We start from the raw sequence: 14,609 nt of genomic DNA, 5'->3' as shown, positions 1-14,609 counted from the left end.
ACGCCCCTGTGCGGCGCGGTCTCAGCGCCCGTCGACGATCGACATGAACCCGGCGAACGCGAAGATCGCCGGGAAGACGTACAGGCCCGTGCGGAAGACCACCCAGGCGACTCGGCCGACGAGGGGCCACCACCCCGTCTGCGGGGTGCGCGCGTCCAGGCGTCGCCCGCTCGGTCCGATGATCGGGTGGGGCGGTCGCCATGCGGCCGTGTCCCGCGATGCCCGTGACACCTGCACGGCGTCCTGCCCGTCGACGCGCTCGTCCACGTAGCGGTGCGACAACGCGAGGATCTTCGGCGCCACGTGGGTGAGCACGGCGTCGACGCTCGTCCAATCCTCGGCGCGGGTGTAGTCGGCGTCGACCGAGCGGAAGAAGACGACCCGGGCGTCCTTGACCTCGACGTCGAAGCCCGACGCGTGGTCGACGAGCCCCGCCATCACGTCGGGGGTCAGCACGTACAGCGCGTCGCCGGCGTAGCCGCGCGGGGAGTAGGTGCGGAACGTCCGGTCGAAGTCGCCCTCGAGCGAGATCCGTTGGTGACGGGCGATGGATGCCGGAAGGGCGGCGCCCCATCCGTCGTTGCCCCGTGCATCGAGAACGAGGTGGGGGAGCGGCGAGGCGAGCGTGACGGTGACGTATTGTCGTGGTCGCGAGCGCGCGGTGCGGGGGCGCACGGTGCCGAACTCGACCCGCCCCGCGGTGAACCGCGGATACTCGCGCACCCCGAGGCGGTGATCGGTGACGAGTGACGAGAACGTCGCCGCGGAGCTGGGCGACGGCTCGTACCCGTTGGCCAGCGCAGTGAGGTCGCGGCGACCGTGACGCACACGGGTGCGCGAGGCCATCGGCTGCCGCGACCACCACCACAGCGCGGCCGTCCCGGCGAGCCACAGCGCGGCGATCACCGACGACACGACGAAGGCCGTGGCATCCGCCTCGCGCACCACGCCGTCCTGCACACCGTCGACCCGGATGCCGATCGACAGGAACGCGAAGAAGAGGAACCACAGGAAGAACCCGTTGTTGACGTGCAGCGCGATCTGCCGCCGGGTGGGCACCCAGGGTGGCCGTGGTCGAGGGGCCGCGGCGGCGAGAGCGGCGGCCACGTCGTCGGCGGGGGCGTCCAACCAGCGCAGATCCACGCCGACTCCTGTTCCGCGGGGCTCGCGCCCGCTCCCGCCCGCTCGTGGGCGCGTACCTAGACTGGCCCGGTGACGCCCGAAACCCCGCGCCCTCTCTCGGCGTGGCGCTTCGACGGCACGCTGCGCGCGTATCAGGCCGATGCGCTCGCCCGGGTGGACGTCGACGCCGGTTCGCCCGTGCACCTGGTCGCGCCTCCCGGCTCGGGCAAGACGCTTCTCGGGCTGCTGCTCGCCGCGCGCCGCGGCCGGCGCACCGTCGTCTTCGCCCCGACCACCGCCATCCGTGCGCAGTGGGTCGATGCGGCGAGGGGCCTCGCGTCATCCGACGCGGCGGTGTCCGATGCGGCGGTGTCCGACGATCCCTCCGCGCCCGCCGACCTCACGGCGCTGACGTATCAGGCGATCAGCGTGCAGGATGCGACCTCGCCCTTCGCCGCGCTGGCGCATCGCCGGTGGGAGACCCAGCTCGAAGCCGACGACCGCACGCCGGAGGCCGCGGCTGAGTGGCTCCGCGCCCTCGCCGAGAGCAATCCCGCGGCCTACCGGCGCGGCATCCGCTCGCGTTCGCGGTCGATCCGCCGGTCCCTCGCCCGCGAGGACGCCGATGTTCTGGCCTCCGCGCTCCACCCGAACGCCCGCGCCCTGCTCGACCGGCTCGTCGAGGCCGGGGTCGAGACGGTCGTGCTCGACGAATGCCACCACCTGCTCGACCACTGGGCGCTCGTCGTCGCCGCGCTGCTCGCCCGTATCCGCGCGGGGGGACGCGAGCCGCTGGTCGTCGGACTGACGGCGACGCTCCCGTCTCCCGACGACGCCGACGAATACGACAACTACGTGTCGCTGCTCGGCGAGGTCGATCTCGAGGTGCCGGTGCCGGCGGTCGTGCGGGAGGGGGATCTCGCGCCCTACCGCGATCTCGTGCACGTCGTCGAGCCGACACCCGAGGAGCAGCTCTTCCTCTCCGCGCACGCCGAGGCGTTGCAGGTGTCGCTGCGCACCACCTTCGCGGGGGACCCGGCCGCGCCTTCCTGCTCGACGTGCTCCAGCCGCCCCTCGCTGCGCCGGCCCCGACCGATCCGCTCGCCCCGCCCGCGCCGGGCGCCGTCCCCGATGCGCTCGATCGCCGCCTCGCGGCCGCGTTCGCGGACGATTTCCCCGCCGCCGAGGCCGCGGCGGCCATGCTTTCGCTCGTCGCTCCCGACGACCCGGTGATCGCCCGCCTCCCGGCCGTCGCGCGGCGCCCACCGACCACCGACGAGACCCTGCGTCTTCTCGGGCGGTACGCGCTCGATCGGGTGCTGCCCGATCCCGAGCGCGCCGACGAGTGGCGGCGGATCCGCCGCGTCCTGGCCGACTTCGGATACGCCCTCACCGATCGCGGCATCCGCCGCACGCGTGACCCGATCGACACGGTCCTGGCATCGTCGTCGGCGAAGGACCGCGGGGCGTGCGACATCCTCGCGATCGAGCGGCGGGAGGTGGGCGACGATCGACTGCGCGCCCTCGTCGTCACCGATTTCGTGCGGCACGGGAACGTCCACGGCGGTCTCCTGGGCGGAGCCGGCGCCGTGCGGACGTTCTCGGTCCTGGTGACGGATGCCGCGACCTCCGGCCTCCGTGCCCTCCTCGTCACCTCCTCGACCGTGCGCATCGCGGCGCGCGACGCGTCGATGCTGCTGCCCGCGCTGTCGGCGGAACTCGGGGTCGAGGTCTCGGCCGAGGCGAGCGACGACGACGCACAGGTCGCCGTCGTGCGGGGGATCGGGGGGAGCGGGATCGTGGGCGCGGCCTCCCGCCTGCTGGACCGCGGGATGATCCACGTCGTCGTGGGGACCCGTGGCCTGTTCGGCGAAGGATGGGACTGCCCGGCGGTCAACACGCTGATCGATCTGAGCATGGTCGCCACCGCGGCGGCCACGCAGCAGCTGCGCGGACGCACCCTGCGCCTCGACCCCGACTGGCCCGAGAAGGTCGCGCACAACTGGACCGTGACGGCGGTCCTCCCTCCTTCGGTGGGCTTGGAGGCGCAACCGGATGCCGCCCGCCTCCGCCGCAAACACGCACGGCTGTGGGGGCTCGACGCCGACGACACCACGCAGATCGTCCGCGGGCTCGGTGCCGCCCTCGATGTCGCCCGCCGCCGCGCCCTGAGCGACGTCATCGCGAAGGTCCCGGGGGTGGCCCTCGCCGACGTCGACGGATTGCGCAGCGTTCCGCCCCGCGCGCAGACGCGTCTCGAGTGGCGGATCGGCGAGCCGTACGACGATCGGGAAGAGGTGTCGACGGTTCTGGAGCGGGATCGGGCGACGCCCGTGTTCCGCACGACCGTCGGCGCGGCACGGTCTCTCGGCGCGGTCTTCGCGGGCACCCTGGCTGTTCCGGCGCTGCTCGTGGCGGCGGCGTTCCTTCTGCCGTCCGCGGTGGGCACGGTGATCGCCCTCGCGGCCACGGCGACCGGCGTGTGGCTCGCGGTTCCTCTCGGACGGGCGTGGGCGAACGTCCGCCGACAGGCGGTCGACGCCGTCGAATCGCACCGCCGCATGGCGGAGGTGGTCTGGGAGTCGCTCGTGACGACCGACCGTGTCGCCTCGGTATCGGGCACCCCGGTCGTGACGGGCACCGGCGTCGACGCCCGACGCGTGCGACTCGACGTGCGGATCCCGCAGGCGGCCCCGGAGGATCAACGCACCTTCGCGGCGGCCCTCGACGAGCTGTACGGCCCGATCCGCTCACCGCGCTTCGTGCTCGAGATCGACCGCGGCGGCCCCTGGATCGTCCGCGCGGTGCTCGATCGCGCCTCGCCGACGACCGCGCGCGAGTTCCTCCCCGTGCCGTCGCGCATCGCGCGCCGTCGGGAAGACGCCGTCCGATTCGCGGGGGAGTGGCGGCGCAGGGTCGGACCCGTCGTGCTCCATGAGCTGACGTCGGCCGAGAATCTTCCGCTGCTCAGCGAAGCGCGCCGCCGCGGAAGATCCTCCGCGGCGGCGCGCTCGATGGTGCGGTGGCGCTGACCGGTCGAGGCCGGTCAGCGCACCGGGGTCAGTACCAGCCGACCGACTGCGAGTGCGACCAGGCGCCGCACGGGCTGCCGTAGCGGCCCGAGATGTAGCCGAGGCCCCACGCGACCTGGGTGGCGGCGTTGGTCTGCCAGTCGCCGCCGGCCGACGACATCTTGCTGCCGGGCAGGGCCTGCGGAATGCCGTAGGCACCGCTGCCGCCGTTATAAGCCTGGTAGTTCCAGCCCGATTCCTTGTTCCACAGCGACACGAGGCAGCCGAACTGGTCGTCGCCCCACCCGTAGTTGCCGAGCATGGCGCGGGCGCTGGCCTGCGCTCCGGACACGCTGTTGTCGCCGGTGCCTCCGCCCGACGGGGCGGGGACGTACGCACCGCCGCCACCGCCGGTGTTGCCGCCGCCGCTTCCGCTGCCCGACGACGACGACTCGCGCGCCTCGGCCGCGGCCTTCTCCGCGGCGGCCGCGGCGGCCTCCGCCTCCTGGCGGGCCTTCTCGGCAGCTTCTTCTTCGGCCTTCTTCGCGATCGCGGCGTCGAGACCGCCGCGCAGTTCCGCGACGCGCTGGTCGACGGTCGTCGTCAGAGCCGAGACGCTGTCGGAGATCTCGGGCAGGAAGGCGGGCGGGAGCACCGCGGCGTCCTCGAGCCGATCGGTCGCCTGCTCGAGAGCGGTGGTGTCGACGACGGCCGGCTGGCCGATGTCGAGACCCGATGCCGCGATGTCGTTCTGCACGGCCGTCGCCGCGGCGAGGGTCTGAGTGGCGGTGGCGGTGGCGGCACGTGCCTCGTAGGCCTCGGGGCCGGCCGAGACCGAGAGGGCCGTCGGAGTGGTGGTCGAGGCGAGAGTGAACGTCGCGGTCGACAGGTCGGCGGGCGAGGCCGTCGCGGCCGGAGCGGTGCCGGTCAGGGTGGCGGCGGCCAAGACGCCGACGACGAGCGCCCCGACCGTCAGCACGGGGCGACGACGCGAGCGGCGGGAGGCGATACGGCGGGCACGGCGGTTGGACAGGGGTGTCGAATCAGAGCGCATAGAACCGGTTTCACGTAGAGGGGACGGCGCGGGTGTCGCGCGTCCGGCCCGCGTCCAGCGGGCACAAAACCGGGAGCCTGGCATGCCAGTCTGGATGCCACCTGGGCAGACGGCGGGTCACAGCACGGGCAAAACTGCCGATCCGAGGCGGAATCCGAATGCCGTGGCCCGCATTCCGCACGGGGCGCGAGCGGACCACCGTGCCGAGTGGATGGGTGCGCTAGGCTGGAGTGTCACTCCTGGGGCTTCGACCGTTCTCGTTCGACCCCGTGGCACCGCATCACACAATCCGCTCTGCTTCGACTCATGGCATCCGTTCGCCCTCGGGCGGCCGAGTGCCGACGGCCCGGGTCTCCCTGATCTCTGGGCGCAGGAGTCGGAGCCCGATACCAAACCCACTAGGACAACCCACTACATGACTACCGCAACGACCGCCCCCGCTATCAAGCAGGTCGCGATCAACGACATCGGCTCGGCCGAAGACTTCCTGGCCGCGGTCGAGAAGACGCTCAAGTTCTTCAACGACGGAGACCTCATCGAGGGCACCGTCGTGAAGATCGACCGCGACGAGGTCCTCCTCGACGTCGGTTACAAGACCGAGGGTGTCATCCCCTCCCGCGAGCTCTCGATCAAGCACGACGTCGACCCCAACGAGGTCGTCAACGTCGGCGACCACGTCGAGGCCCTCGTTCTCCAGAAGGAGGACAAGGAAGGCCGCCTGATCCTGTCCAAGAAGCGCGCACAGTACGAGCGTGCGTGGGGCGACGTCGAGAAGATCAAGGAGAACGACGGTGTTGTCACCGGTTCCGTGATCGAGGTCGTCAAGGGTGGTCTCATCGTCGACATCGGCCTCCGTGGCTTCCTCCCGGCATCGCTCATCGAGCTGCGCCGTGTCCGCGACCTCACGCCGTACCTCGGCCAGGAGATCGAGGCGAAGATCCTCGAGCTCGACAAGAACCGCAACAACGTCGTGCTCTCGCGCCGCGCCCTGCTCGAGCAGACGCAGTCCGAGTCGCGCACCACGTTCCTCAACAACCTGCACAAGGGCCAGGTCCGCAAGGGCACGGTCTCGTCGATCGTCAACTTCGGTGCGTTCGTCGACCTGGGCGGCGTGGACGGCCTCGTGCACGTCTCCGAGCTCTCGTGGAAGCACATCGAGCACGCCTCCGAGGTCGTCGAGGTGGGCCAGGAAGTCACCGTCGAGATCCTCGAGGTCGACCTCGATCGCGAGCGCGTGTCGCTCTCGCTCAAGGCGACGCAGGAAGACCCGTGGCAGGTGTTCGCCCGTACCCACGCGATCGGTCAGATCGCTCCGGGCAAGGTCACCAAGCTCGTTCCGTTCGGTGCGTTCGTCCGCGTGGCCGACGGCATCGAGGGCCTCGTGCACATCTCCGAGCTGTCGGGCAAGCACGTCGAGCTCGCCGAGCAGGTCGTGTCGGTCGGCGAAGAGGTCTTCGTCAAGATCATCGACATCGATCTCGAGCGTCGTCGCATCTCGCTGTCGCTCAAGCAGGCCAACGAGTCGGTCGACCCCAACGGCACCGAGTTCGACCCGGCGCTGTACGGCATGGCCACCGAGTACGACGAGCGCGGCGAGTACAAGTACCCCGAGGGCTTCGACCCCGAGTCGGGTGCATGGCTCGAGGGCTTCGACACCCAGCGCGAGCAGTGGGAGCAGGAGTACGCCGCTGCCCAGGGTCGTTGGGAGGCCCACAAGGCCGCCGTTGCCAAGGCTCTCGAGGCCGAGGCTGCGAACCCGACCGACGCCGGTACGTTCGGTGGCTCGTTCTCGTCGGAGTCGCCCGCCCAGGGCACGCTGGCCGATGACGAGTCGCTGGCTGCGCTTCGCGAGAAGCTCTCCGGTCGCTGATCACCGCTTCACATCGAAGGCCGGCACCTCTTCGGAGGTGTCGGCCTTCGGTCGTTGGTGGGGACAACCCCTGGTTTCCCGCGAGCGGGACAAGGCAAGATGGATGCATGGCTTCTCGACTTCCTCTTCTGATCACCCTCGCCGGCGTCGCCGTGCTGTTCCTGTCGATCGCGTTCGTGTTCGCCCTCGTCATCGGCGCGATGTTCTTCGGCGGGATCGAGTTCACCGGTGGACACACCGAGGCTGCCCTGCAGTTTTCGAGCGCTGCTCTCCGCGTCTGACCGATCCGGCAGCACGGGCCCGGCGACGTTCCACGTCGTGCGGGCCTTCGTCGTTTCCCGCGTGTTTCCGCGGGTGTGGGGGTGCGACACGCCCGGGATGTGGCTGGATTGGCTGAGGGGGCGGGTGGCACGTAATCTTTTACTTGTTCGCCCCACAGGGGAGAGCGGAGCGGCCGAAAGGCCCCGCAGCCCCTCATGTAGCGAACCACTTCCTGATCTGTGGTCTTGAGAGTTTCGGTTCTCTGGTCTAGGGTTGGGATCCTGCCACTCGGCGTTTACATCCTTCACTGGTCGTCTTCGGGCGTGGTGTTGTGGTTGTGTCGGTGGTGTTAGGCGTATTGCCTCACGGGTAGGTCGAGAGATTGTTTCTGTGGGTGCGTCCGTTCCTTGAGAACTCAACAGCGTGCACTTGTCAAATGCCAATTTATTCCTCGTTGGTCTTCGGATCGCGAGAATTCCTTTGGATCAAAGTCCAATCCTCTTTTTGGGGGTTGGCATCTGGATAGTCAGTTTTGACTTCCTGTTTGGTCAGATTGAACTCGCTTGCCTTGACCTTATTCCGGTTGGGTGGGCATTTTTCTTTTACGGAGAGTTTGATCCTGGCTCAGGATGAACGCTGGCGGCGTGCTTAACACATGCAAGTCGAACGGTGAAGCCAAGCTTGCTTGGTGGATCAGTGGCGAACGGGTGAGTAACACGTGAGCAACCTGCCCTGGACTCTGGGATAAGCGCTGGAAACGGCGTCTAATACTGGATATGAGACGTGATCGCATGGTCGTGTTTGGAAAGATTTTTCGGTCTGGGATGGGCTCGCGGCCTATCAGCTTGTTGGTGAGGTAATGGCTCACCAAGGCGTCGACGGGTAGCCGGCCTGAGAGGGTGACCGGCCACACTGGGACTGAGACACGGCCCAGACTCCTACGGGAGGCAGCAGTGGGGAATATTGCACAATGGGCGGAAGCCTGATGCAGCAACGCCGCGTGAGGGATGACGGCCTTCGGGTTGTAAACCTCTTTTAGCAGGGAAGAAGCGAAAGTGACGGTACCTGCAGAAAAAGCGCCGGCTAACTACGTGCCAGCAGCCGCGGTAATACGTAGGGCGCAAGCGTTATCCGGAATTATTGGGCGTAAAGAGCTCGTAGGCGGTTTGTCGCGTCTGCTGTGAAATCCCGAGGCTCAACCTCGGGTCTGCAGTGGGTACGGGCAGACTAGAGTGCGGTAGGGGAGATTGGAATTCCTGGTGTAGCGGTGGAATGCGCAGATATCAGGAGGAACACCGATGGCGAAGGCAGATCTCTGGGCCGTAACTGACGCTGAGGAGCGAAAGGGTGGGGAGCAAACAGGCTTAGATACCCTGGTAGTCCACCCCGTAAACGTTGGGAACTAGTTGTGGGGACCATTCCACGGTTTCCGTGACGCAGCTAACGCATTAAGTTCCCCGCCTGGGGAGTACGGCCGCAAGGCTAAAACTCAAAGGAATTGACGGGGACCCGCACAAGCGGCGGAGCATGCGGATTAATTCGATGCAACGCGAAGAACCTTACCAAGGCTTGACATATACGAGAACGGGCCAGAAATGGTCAACTCTTTGGACACTCGTAAACAGGTGGTGCATGGTTGTCGTCAGCTCGTGTCGTGAGATGTTGGGTTAAGTCCCGCAACGAGCGCAACCCTCGTTCTATGTTGCCAGCACGTAATGGTGGGAACTCATGGGATACTGCCGGGGTCAACTCGGAGGAAGGTGGGGATGACGTCAAATCATCATGCCCCTTATGTCTTGGGCTTCACGCATGCTACAATGGCCGGTACAAAGGGCTGCAATACCGTGAGGTGGAGCGAATCCCAAAAAGCCGGTCCCAGTTCGGATTGAGGTCTGCAACTCGACCTCATGAAGTCGGAGTCGCTAGTAATCGCAGATCAGCAACGCTGCGGTGAATACGTTCCCGGGTCTTGTACACACCGCCCGTCAAGTCATGAAAGTCGGTAACACCTGAAGCCGGTGGCCCAACCCTTGTGGAGGGAGCCGTCGAAGGTGGGATCGGTAATTAGGACTAAGTCGTAACAAGGTAGCCGTACCGGAAGGTGCGGCTGGATCACCTCCTTTCTAAGGAGCATCTGGCATCACGTGTTCTTTGGAGCGTGTGGTGTCCAGGCGCCGGATCAGACCGAATGTGTCTGCCGGTAGCTCATGGGTGGAACATTTGATGAGGTGTGAGGGACGATGTTTCCGGGTCTAGTACGTAGCTTGCTATTGGAATGATCTGGGTCGGAGTTTTTTGCACATGCACGCTGTTGGGTCCTGAGGGACCGGGCGCTGATTGCGTCAGTCTTCGGGCTGGGGTGGTTGGTGGCTGTTTCCTTGTGGGCCTCGTCTCGGCGCCGGTGTTCCGGTGGTTGGGGTGGGGTACCGCCCGTACTTTGAGAACTACACAGTGGACGCGAGCATCTTCGACATTGTCCTTCGGGATGGTGTCGTGAAGATGATCTTAAAGATCATTAGTCAATTTTTTGACGATTCAACTCATGTGATTTCAAGTCTTTAAGAGCAAACGGTGAATGCCTTGGCATCTGGAGCCGAAGAAGGACGTAGCAATCTGCGATAAGCCTCGGGGAACTGATAAGCGAGTTTTGATCCGAGGGTGTCCGAATGGGGAAACCCCGCTGGGCGGCGTGCCGACCTGGTGACTCCCGCCTGAATATATAGGGCGGGTAGAGGGAACGTGGGGAAGTGAAACATCTCAGTACCCACAGGAAGAGAAAGCAAAAGCGATTCCGTAAGTAGTGGCGAGCGAAACCGGAAGAGGCTAAACCTAGCGTGTGTGATAGCCGGCAGGTGTTGCACGTTGGGGGTTGCGGGACTTTTCTGATTGTTCTGCCGAGCAGTCGACGTTACAAGTAGGTATAGACGAACGGTTTTGAATGGCCGGTCATAGAGGGTGCGAACCCCGTAGTCGAAATGCCTGTTCTTGGCGTGAGAAGTATCCCAAGTAGCACGGGGCCCGAGAAATCCCGTGTGAATCTGTCAGGACCACCTGATAAGCCTAAATACTCCCAGATGACCGATAGCGGACAAGTACCGTGAGGGAAAGGTGAAAAGTACCCCGGGAGGGGAGTGAAATAGTACCTGAAACCGTTTGCTTACAAACCGTTGGAGCCTCCTTAGTAGGGGTGACAGCGTGCCTTTTGAAGAATGAGCCTGCGAGTTAGTGATACGTGGCGAGGTTAACCCGTGTGGGGTAGCCGTAGCGAAAGCGAGTCTGAATAGGGCGTTTGAGTCGCGTGTTCTAGACCCGAAGCGAAGTGATCTATCCATGGCCAGGTTGAAGCGACGGTAAGACGTCGTGGAGGACCGAACCCACTTAGGTTGAAAACTGAGGGGATGAGCTGTGGATAGGGGTGAAAGGCCAATCAAACTTCGTGATAGCTGGTTCTCTCCGAAATGCATTTAGGTGCAGCGTTGCGTGTTTCTTGCCGGAGGTAGAGCTACTGGATGGCCGATGGGCCCTACAAGGTTACTGACGTCAGCCAAACTCCGAATGCCGGTAAGTGAGAGCGCAGCAGTGAGACTGTGGGGGATAAGCTTCATAGTCGAGAGGGAAACAACCCAGACCACCAACTAAGGTCCCTAAGCGCGTGCTAAGTGGGAAAGGATGTGGAGTTGCTTTGACAACCAGGAGGTTGGCTTAGAAGCAGCCACCCTTGAAAGAGTGCGTAATAGCTCACTGGTCAAGTGATTCCGCGCCGACAATGTAACGGGGCTCAAGCACGCCACCGAAGTTGTGGCATTAGCATTTTTGGTAGGCCTTCGTGGTCCAGCCGTGTTGATGGGTAGGAGAGCGTCGTGTGGCGAGTGAAGCGGCGGGGTGACCCAGCCGTGGACGCCACACGAGTGAGAATGCAGGCATGAGTAGCGAAAGACGTGTGAGAAACACGTCCTCCGAAAGACCAAGGGTTCCAGGGTCAAGCTAATCTTCCCTGGGTAAGTCGGGACCTAAGGCGAGGCCGACAGGCGTAGTCGATGGACAACGGGTTGATATTCCCGTACCGGCGAAGAACCGCCCAAGTTAATCCAGTGGTGCTAAGAGTCCTAGCTCAGAATTGTTTGGATCCCTTCGGGGTGATGGACGTCTGTGTGAACGCTCGACCCCATGCTGGTGCGGCTAGCGTATTAACAGGTGTGACGCAGGAAGGTAGCCCAAGCCAGGCGATGGTAGTCCTGGTGCAAGTGCGTAGGCCGAGTGATAGGCAAATCCGTCACTCATTGAGGCTGAGACACGATGCGGATAAAAAGTGGGTGATCCTATGCTGCCAAGAAAAGCATCGACGCGAGGTTCAAGCCGCCCGTACCCCAAACCGACTCAGGTGGTCAGGTAGAGAATACCAAGGAGATCGAGAGAATCGTGGTTAAGGAACTCGGCAAAATGCCCCCGTAACTTCGGGAGAAGGGGGGCCATCCACTTATTAGGACTTGCTCCGAAAGGGTGTGGTGGCCGCAGAGACTAGTGGGTAGCGACTGTTTACTAAAAACACAGGTCCGTGCCAAGTCGCAAGACGATGTATACGGACTGACGCCTGCCCGGTGCTGGAAGGTTAAGAGGACCGGTTAGCCGTAAGGCGAAGCTGAGAATTTAAGCCCCAGTAAACGGCGGTGGTAACTATAACCATCCTAAGGTAGCGAAATTCCTTGTCGGGTAAGTTCCGACCTGCACGAATGGCGTAACGACTTCCCAACTGTCTCAACCGCGAACTCGGCGAAATTGCATTACGAGTAAAGATGCTCGTTACGCGCAGCAGGACGGAAAGACCCCGTGACCTTTACTACAGCTTGGTATTGGTGTTCGGTGTGGCTTGTGTAGGATAGGTGGGAGACTGTGAAGCATTCACGCCAGTGAGTGTGGAGTCATTGTTGAAATACCACTCTGGTCACTCTGGATATCTAACTTAGGACCGTGATCCGGTTCAGGGACAGTGCCTGGTGGGTAGTTTAACTGGGGCGGTTGCCTCCCAAAATGTAACGGAGGCGCCCAAAGGTTCCCTCAACCTGGTTGGCAATCAGGTGGCGAGTGTAAGTGCACAAGGGAGCTTGACTGTGAGACTGACAGGTCGAGCAGGGACGAAAGTCGGGACTAGTGATCCGGCAGTGGCTTGTGGAAGCGCTGTCGCTCAACGGATAAAAGGTACCTCGGGGATAACAGGCTGATCTTGCCCAAGAGTCCATATCGACGGCATGGTTTGGCACCTCGATGTCGGCTCGTCGCATCCTGGGGCTGGAGTAGGTCCCAAGGGTTGGGCTGTTCGCCCATTAAAGCGGTACGCGAGCTGGGTTTAGAACGTCGTGAGACAGTTCGGTCCCTATCCGCTGCGCGCGTAGGAAGTTTGAGAGGATCTGACCCTAGTACGAGAGGACCGGGTTGGACGAACCTCTGGTGTGTCAGTTGTTCCGCCAGGAGCACCGCTGATTAGCTACGTTCGGGATGGATAACCGCTGAAAGCATCTAAGCGGGAAGCCGGCCTCAAGATGAGACTTCCATGCCCTTCGGGGCGAGAGGCTCCCAGCCAGACTACTGGGTTGATAGGCCGGATGTGGAAGCGTAGCAATACGTGAAGCTGACCGGTACTAATAAGCCGATGACTTGATAACACACCGTTTTTGGTGCTTGCGTCCACTGAGTGGTTCTCGATGTACGGTCGGGAACTCAACAATGATGATGTCGTTGTTGGTTTTTGAAACATCAATAGTGTTTCGGCGGCCATAGCGAGAGGGAAACGCCCGGTTACATTCCGAACCCGGAAGCTAAGCCTCTCAGCGCCGATGGTACTGCAGGGGGGACCCTGTGGGAGAGTAGGACACCGCCGGACTTCTTTTAGTCGGAATGGCCACCCAATGTTGGGTGGCCATTCCGCATTTACGGGCACATTTTGTGTTCGTGGTCAGCGCCGGGTGGCGTTCCCTGTTGTGGGGGACGCCGCCCGGCGCTTCGTCGTACCCCGACGACTGGCTAGAGTCGAGGGGTGAGCGCGTTCTCGGGGCACGTACCCGGGAGTCGCGACTACCGGATGCTGCTGATCGGTCTGTTCTTCGGCGGCGTCGCGACGTTCGCGCAGCTGTACGCCACCCAAGCGGTCCTTCCTCAGATCGCCGACGACATCGGGTCGGGACCGGCCTCGGCAGCCCTCACGGTTTCTGCGTCGACGCTAGGGCTGGCGGCCGCGGTGCTTCCCTGGTCCTTGGTCGCCGACCGTATCGGTCGGGTGCCCGCGATGGCATCCGGTCTCGTCCTGGCGACCGTGCTCGGGGCGGCGACCCTGCTCGCCGACGACCTCGTCGTGCTGCTGACGCTGCGGCTGCTCGAGGGGGCGGCGCTCGGTGCGGTTCCTGCCGTGGCCCTGGCCTACCTGAGCGAAGAGGTGCATCCTCGACACGTGGCGGCGGCGGCCGGCTCGTACATCGCGGGAACCACCGTGGGCGGCCTGTCGGGCCGGGTGGTCTCGGGTTGGGTCGGCGAGCTCGCCGGATGGCGGTGGGGAGTGGCATCCGTCATTCTTGTCTGCGTCGTGGCGGCGGTGATCTTCCTGGTTCTCATTCCCCGTGCGCGGGGTTTCGTGTCGGGGCGCGATCGCGAAGAGCGCGGACCCACGGTGCGCAGGAGGATCGGCGTCAATCTGCGATCCCCGGTGCAGCGGGCGCTGTACGCGCAGGGCTTCCTGCTCATGGGTGCGTTCGTGGCGGTCTACAACTACCTGGGGTTCCACCTCGCCGCTCCACCCTTCTCGCTCGCGCCCGCCCTGGTCACCCTGCTCTTCCTCGCCTATCTCGCGGGCACGGCGTCATCCCCACGCGCGGGGGCCCTGGCCGTGCGGTACGGGCGGTTCCCCGTGCTGGCGCTCTCGATCGGCGTGATGGCGACGGGGGTCGCGCTGATGGCGGTCCCGGCTCTGGTCGTCGTGGTGGTGGGGTTGATCCTCTTCACCGCGGGCTTCTTCGGCGCGCACGCGGTGGCATCCGGGTGGACGCCCGTCGCGGCCGCGCCGGAGGCCCGCGCGCAGGCGTCGTCTCTGTATTACCTCGGTTACTACGCCGGGTCGAGCGTGTTCGGATGGCTGCTCGGCGTGGTGTTCGGCTCGGTGGGGTGGTTCTGGTTCCTCGTCGTGGTCTTGGCGATGTGCGCCGCGGCTCTCGGCGCCGCCCTCGTGTCGCTGCGCGCGGTTCGCCCCTCGCCGTGACCGTCTGAGCCCTTCTCCTATCCGACCCGCCGAGGTCAATGGCCCGGG

At 64.6% G+C, this 14,609-nt stretch carries 7 protein-coding genes and 3 rRNA genes; 8 read left to right on the top strand and 2 right to left on the bottom strand.

Annotation, left to right across the window (positions count from 1 at the left end; translation table 11 throughout):
* Positions 1-21 precede the first annotated feature (21 nt).
* Positions 22-1,143, bottom strand: coding sequence for a hypothetical protein (locus BJP65_RS02320; protein WP_055835760.1), 1,122 nt, complete (start codon positions 1,141-1,143; stop codon positions 22-24).
* A gap of 69 nt (positions 1,144-1,212) precedes the next feature.
* Between BJP65_RS02320 and BJP65_RS16195 the strand changes: the two genes are divergently transcribed.
* Together BJP65_RS16195 and BJP65_RS16450 are read left to right on the top strand one after the other, a co-directional pair.
* Positions 1,213-2,355 carry a DEAD/DEAH box helicase gene (locus BJP65_RS16195; protein WP_083285664.1) on the top strand — a complete coding sequence of 381 codons (1,143 nt, stop codon included), beginning with the start codon at positions 1,213-1,215 and terminating at the stop codon, positions 2,353-2,355.
* The gene (locus BJP65_RS16450) at positions 2,322-4,154 is read left to right on the top strand and encodes a hypothetical protein (RefSeq protein ID WP_156784788.1); all 1,833 of its coding nucleotides are present in this window, start codon (positions 2,322-2,324) and stop codon (positions 4,152-4,154) included. Before BJP65_RS16195 ends, BJP65_RS16450 begins: the two co-directional genes overlap by 34 nt.
* A 28-nt stretch (positions 4,155-4,182) precedes the next feature.
* On the opposite strand, the gene BJP65_RS02310 is transcribed toward BJP65_RS16450, so the two are convergent.
* Positions 4,183-5,187 (bottom strand): lytic transglycosylase domain-containing protein, encoded by a 1,005-nt coding sequence (locus BJP65_RS02310; RefSeq protein WP_055835766.1) that lies wholly within the window; start codon positions 5,185-5,187, stop codon positions 4,183-4,185.
* Positions 5,188-5,602: 415 nt separating this feature from the next.
* Here BJP65_RS02310 and rpsA point away from each other — a divergent pair, with 415 nt between their 5' ends.
* The 6 genes from rpsA to BJP65_RS02285 all read left to right on the top strand — a co-directional run bounded on the left by rpsA (position 5,603) and on the right by BJP65_RS02285 (position 14,561).
* Positions 5,603-7,057, top strand: coding sequence for a 30S ribosomal protein S1 (gene rpsA, locus BJP65_RS02305; protein WP_055835770.1), 1,455 nt, complete (start codon positions 5,603-5,605; stop codon positions 7,055-7,057).
* A 107-nt stretch (positions 7,058-7,164) separates the two neighbouring features.
* Entirely contained in the window at positions 7,165-7,338 is a 174-nt protein-coding gene (locus BJP65_RS16445) for a hypothetical protein (RefSeq protein ID WP_156458758.1), read from the top strand.
* Between the two features lie 581 nt (positions 7,339-7,919).
* Positions 7,920-9,441 (top strand): 16S ribosomal RNA (locus BJP65_RS02300).
* 425 nt (positions 9,442-9,866) lie between these two features.
* Positions 9,867-12,978, top strand: a 23S ribosomal RNA gene (locus BJP65_RS02295).
* 101 nt (positions 12,979-13,079) lie between these two features.
* Positions 13,080-13,196, top strand: a 5S ribosomal RNA gene (rrf, locus tag BJP65_RS02290).
* Together the 16S, 23S and 5S rRNA genes form the textbook arrangement of a ribosomal RNA operon.
* A 153-nt stretch (positions 13,197-13,349) precedes the next feature.
* Entirely contained in the window at positions 13,350-14,561 is a 1,212-nt protein-coding gene (locus tag BJP65_RS02285) for an MFS transporter (RefSeq protein ID WP_258027515.1), read from the top strand.
* Positions 14,562-14,609 lie beyond the last annotated feature (48 nt).

The organism is Microbacterium sp. BH-3-3-3 (genome assembly GCF_001792815.1).
In the GTDB taxonomy this organism is placed as follows: domain Bacteria; phylum Actinomycetota; class Actinomycetes; order Actinomycetales; family Microbacteriaceae; genus Microbacterium.
The sequence above is the reverse complement of the archived record's forward strand: the minus strand, read 5'-3'. Positions and strand labels throughout refer to the sequence as shown.

Bases quoted from the DNA above. Each gene is read 5' to 3' on its own strand.
- BJP65_RS16450 (WP_156784788.1), top strand. From the start codon at position 2,322: ATGCTTTCGCTCGTCGCTCCCGACGACCCGGTGATCGCCCGCCTCCCG.
- BJP65_RS02310 (WP_055835766.1), bottom strand. From the start codon at position 5,187: ATGCGCTCTGATTCGACACCCCTGTCCAACCGCCGTGCCCGCCGTATC.
- rpsA (WP_055835770.1), top strand. From the start codon at position 5,603: ATGACTACCGCAACGACCGCCCCCGCTATCAAGCAGGTCGCGATCAAC.
- BJP65_RS16445 (WP_156458758.1), top strand. From the start codon at position 7,165: ATGGCTTCTCGACTTCCTCTTCTGATCACCCTCGCCGGCGTCGCCGTG.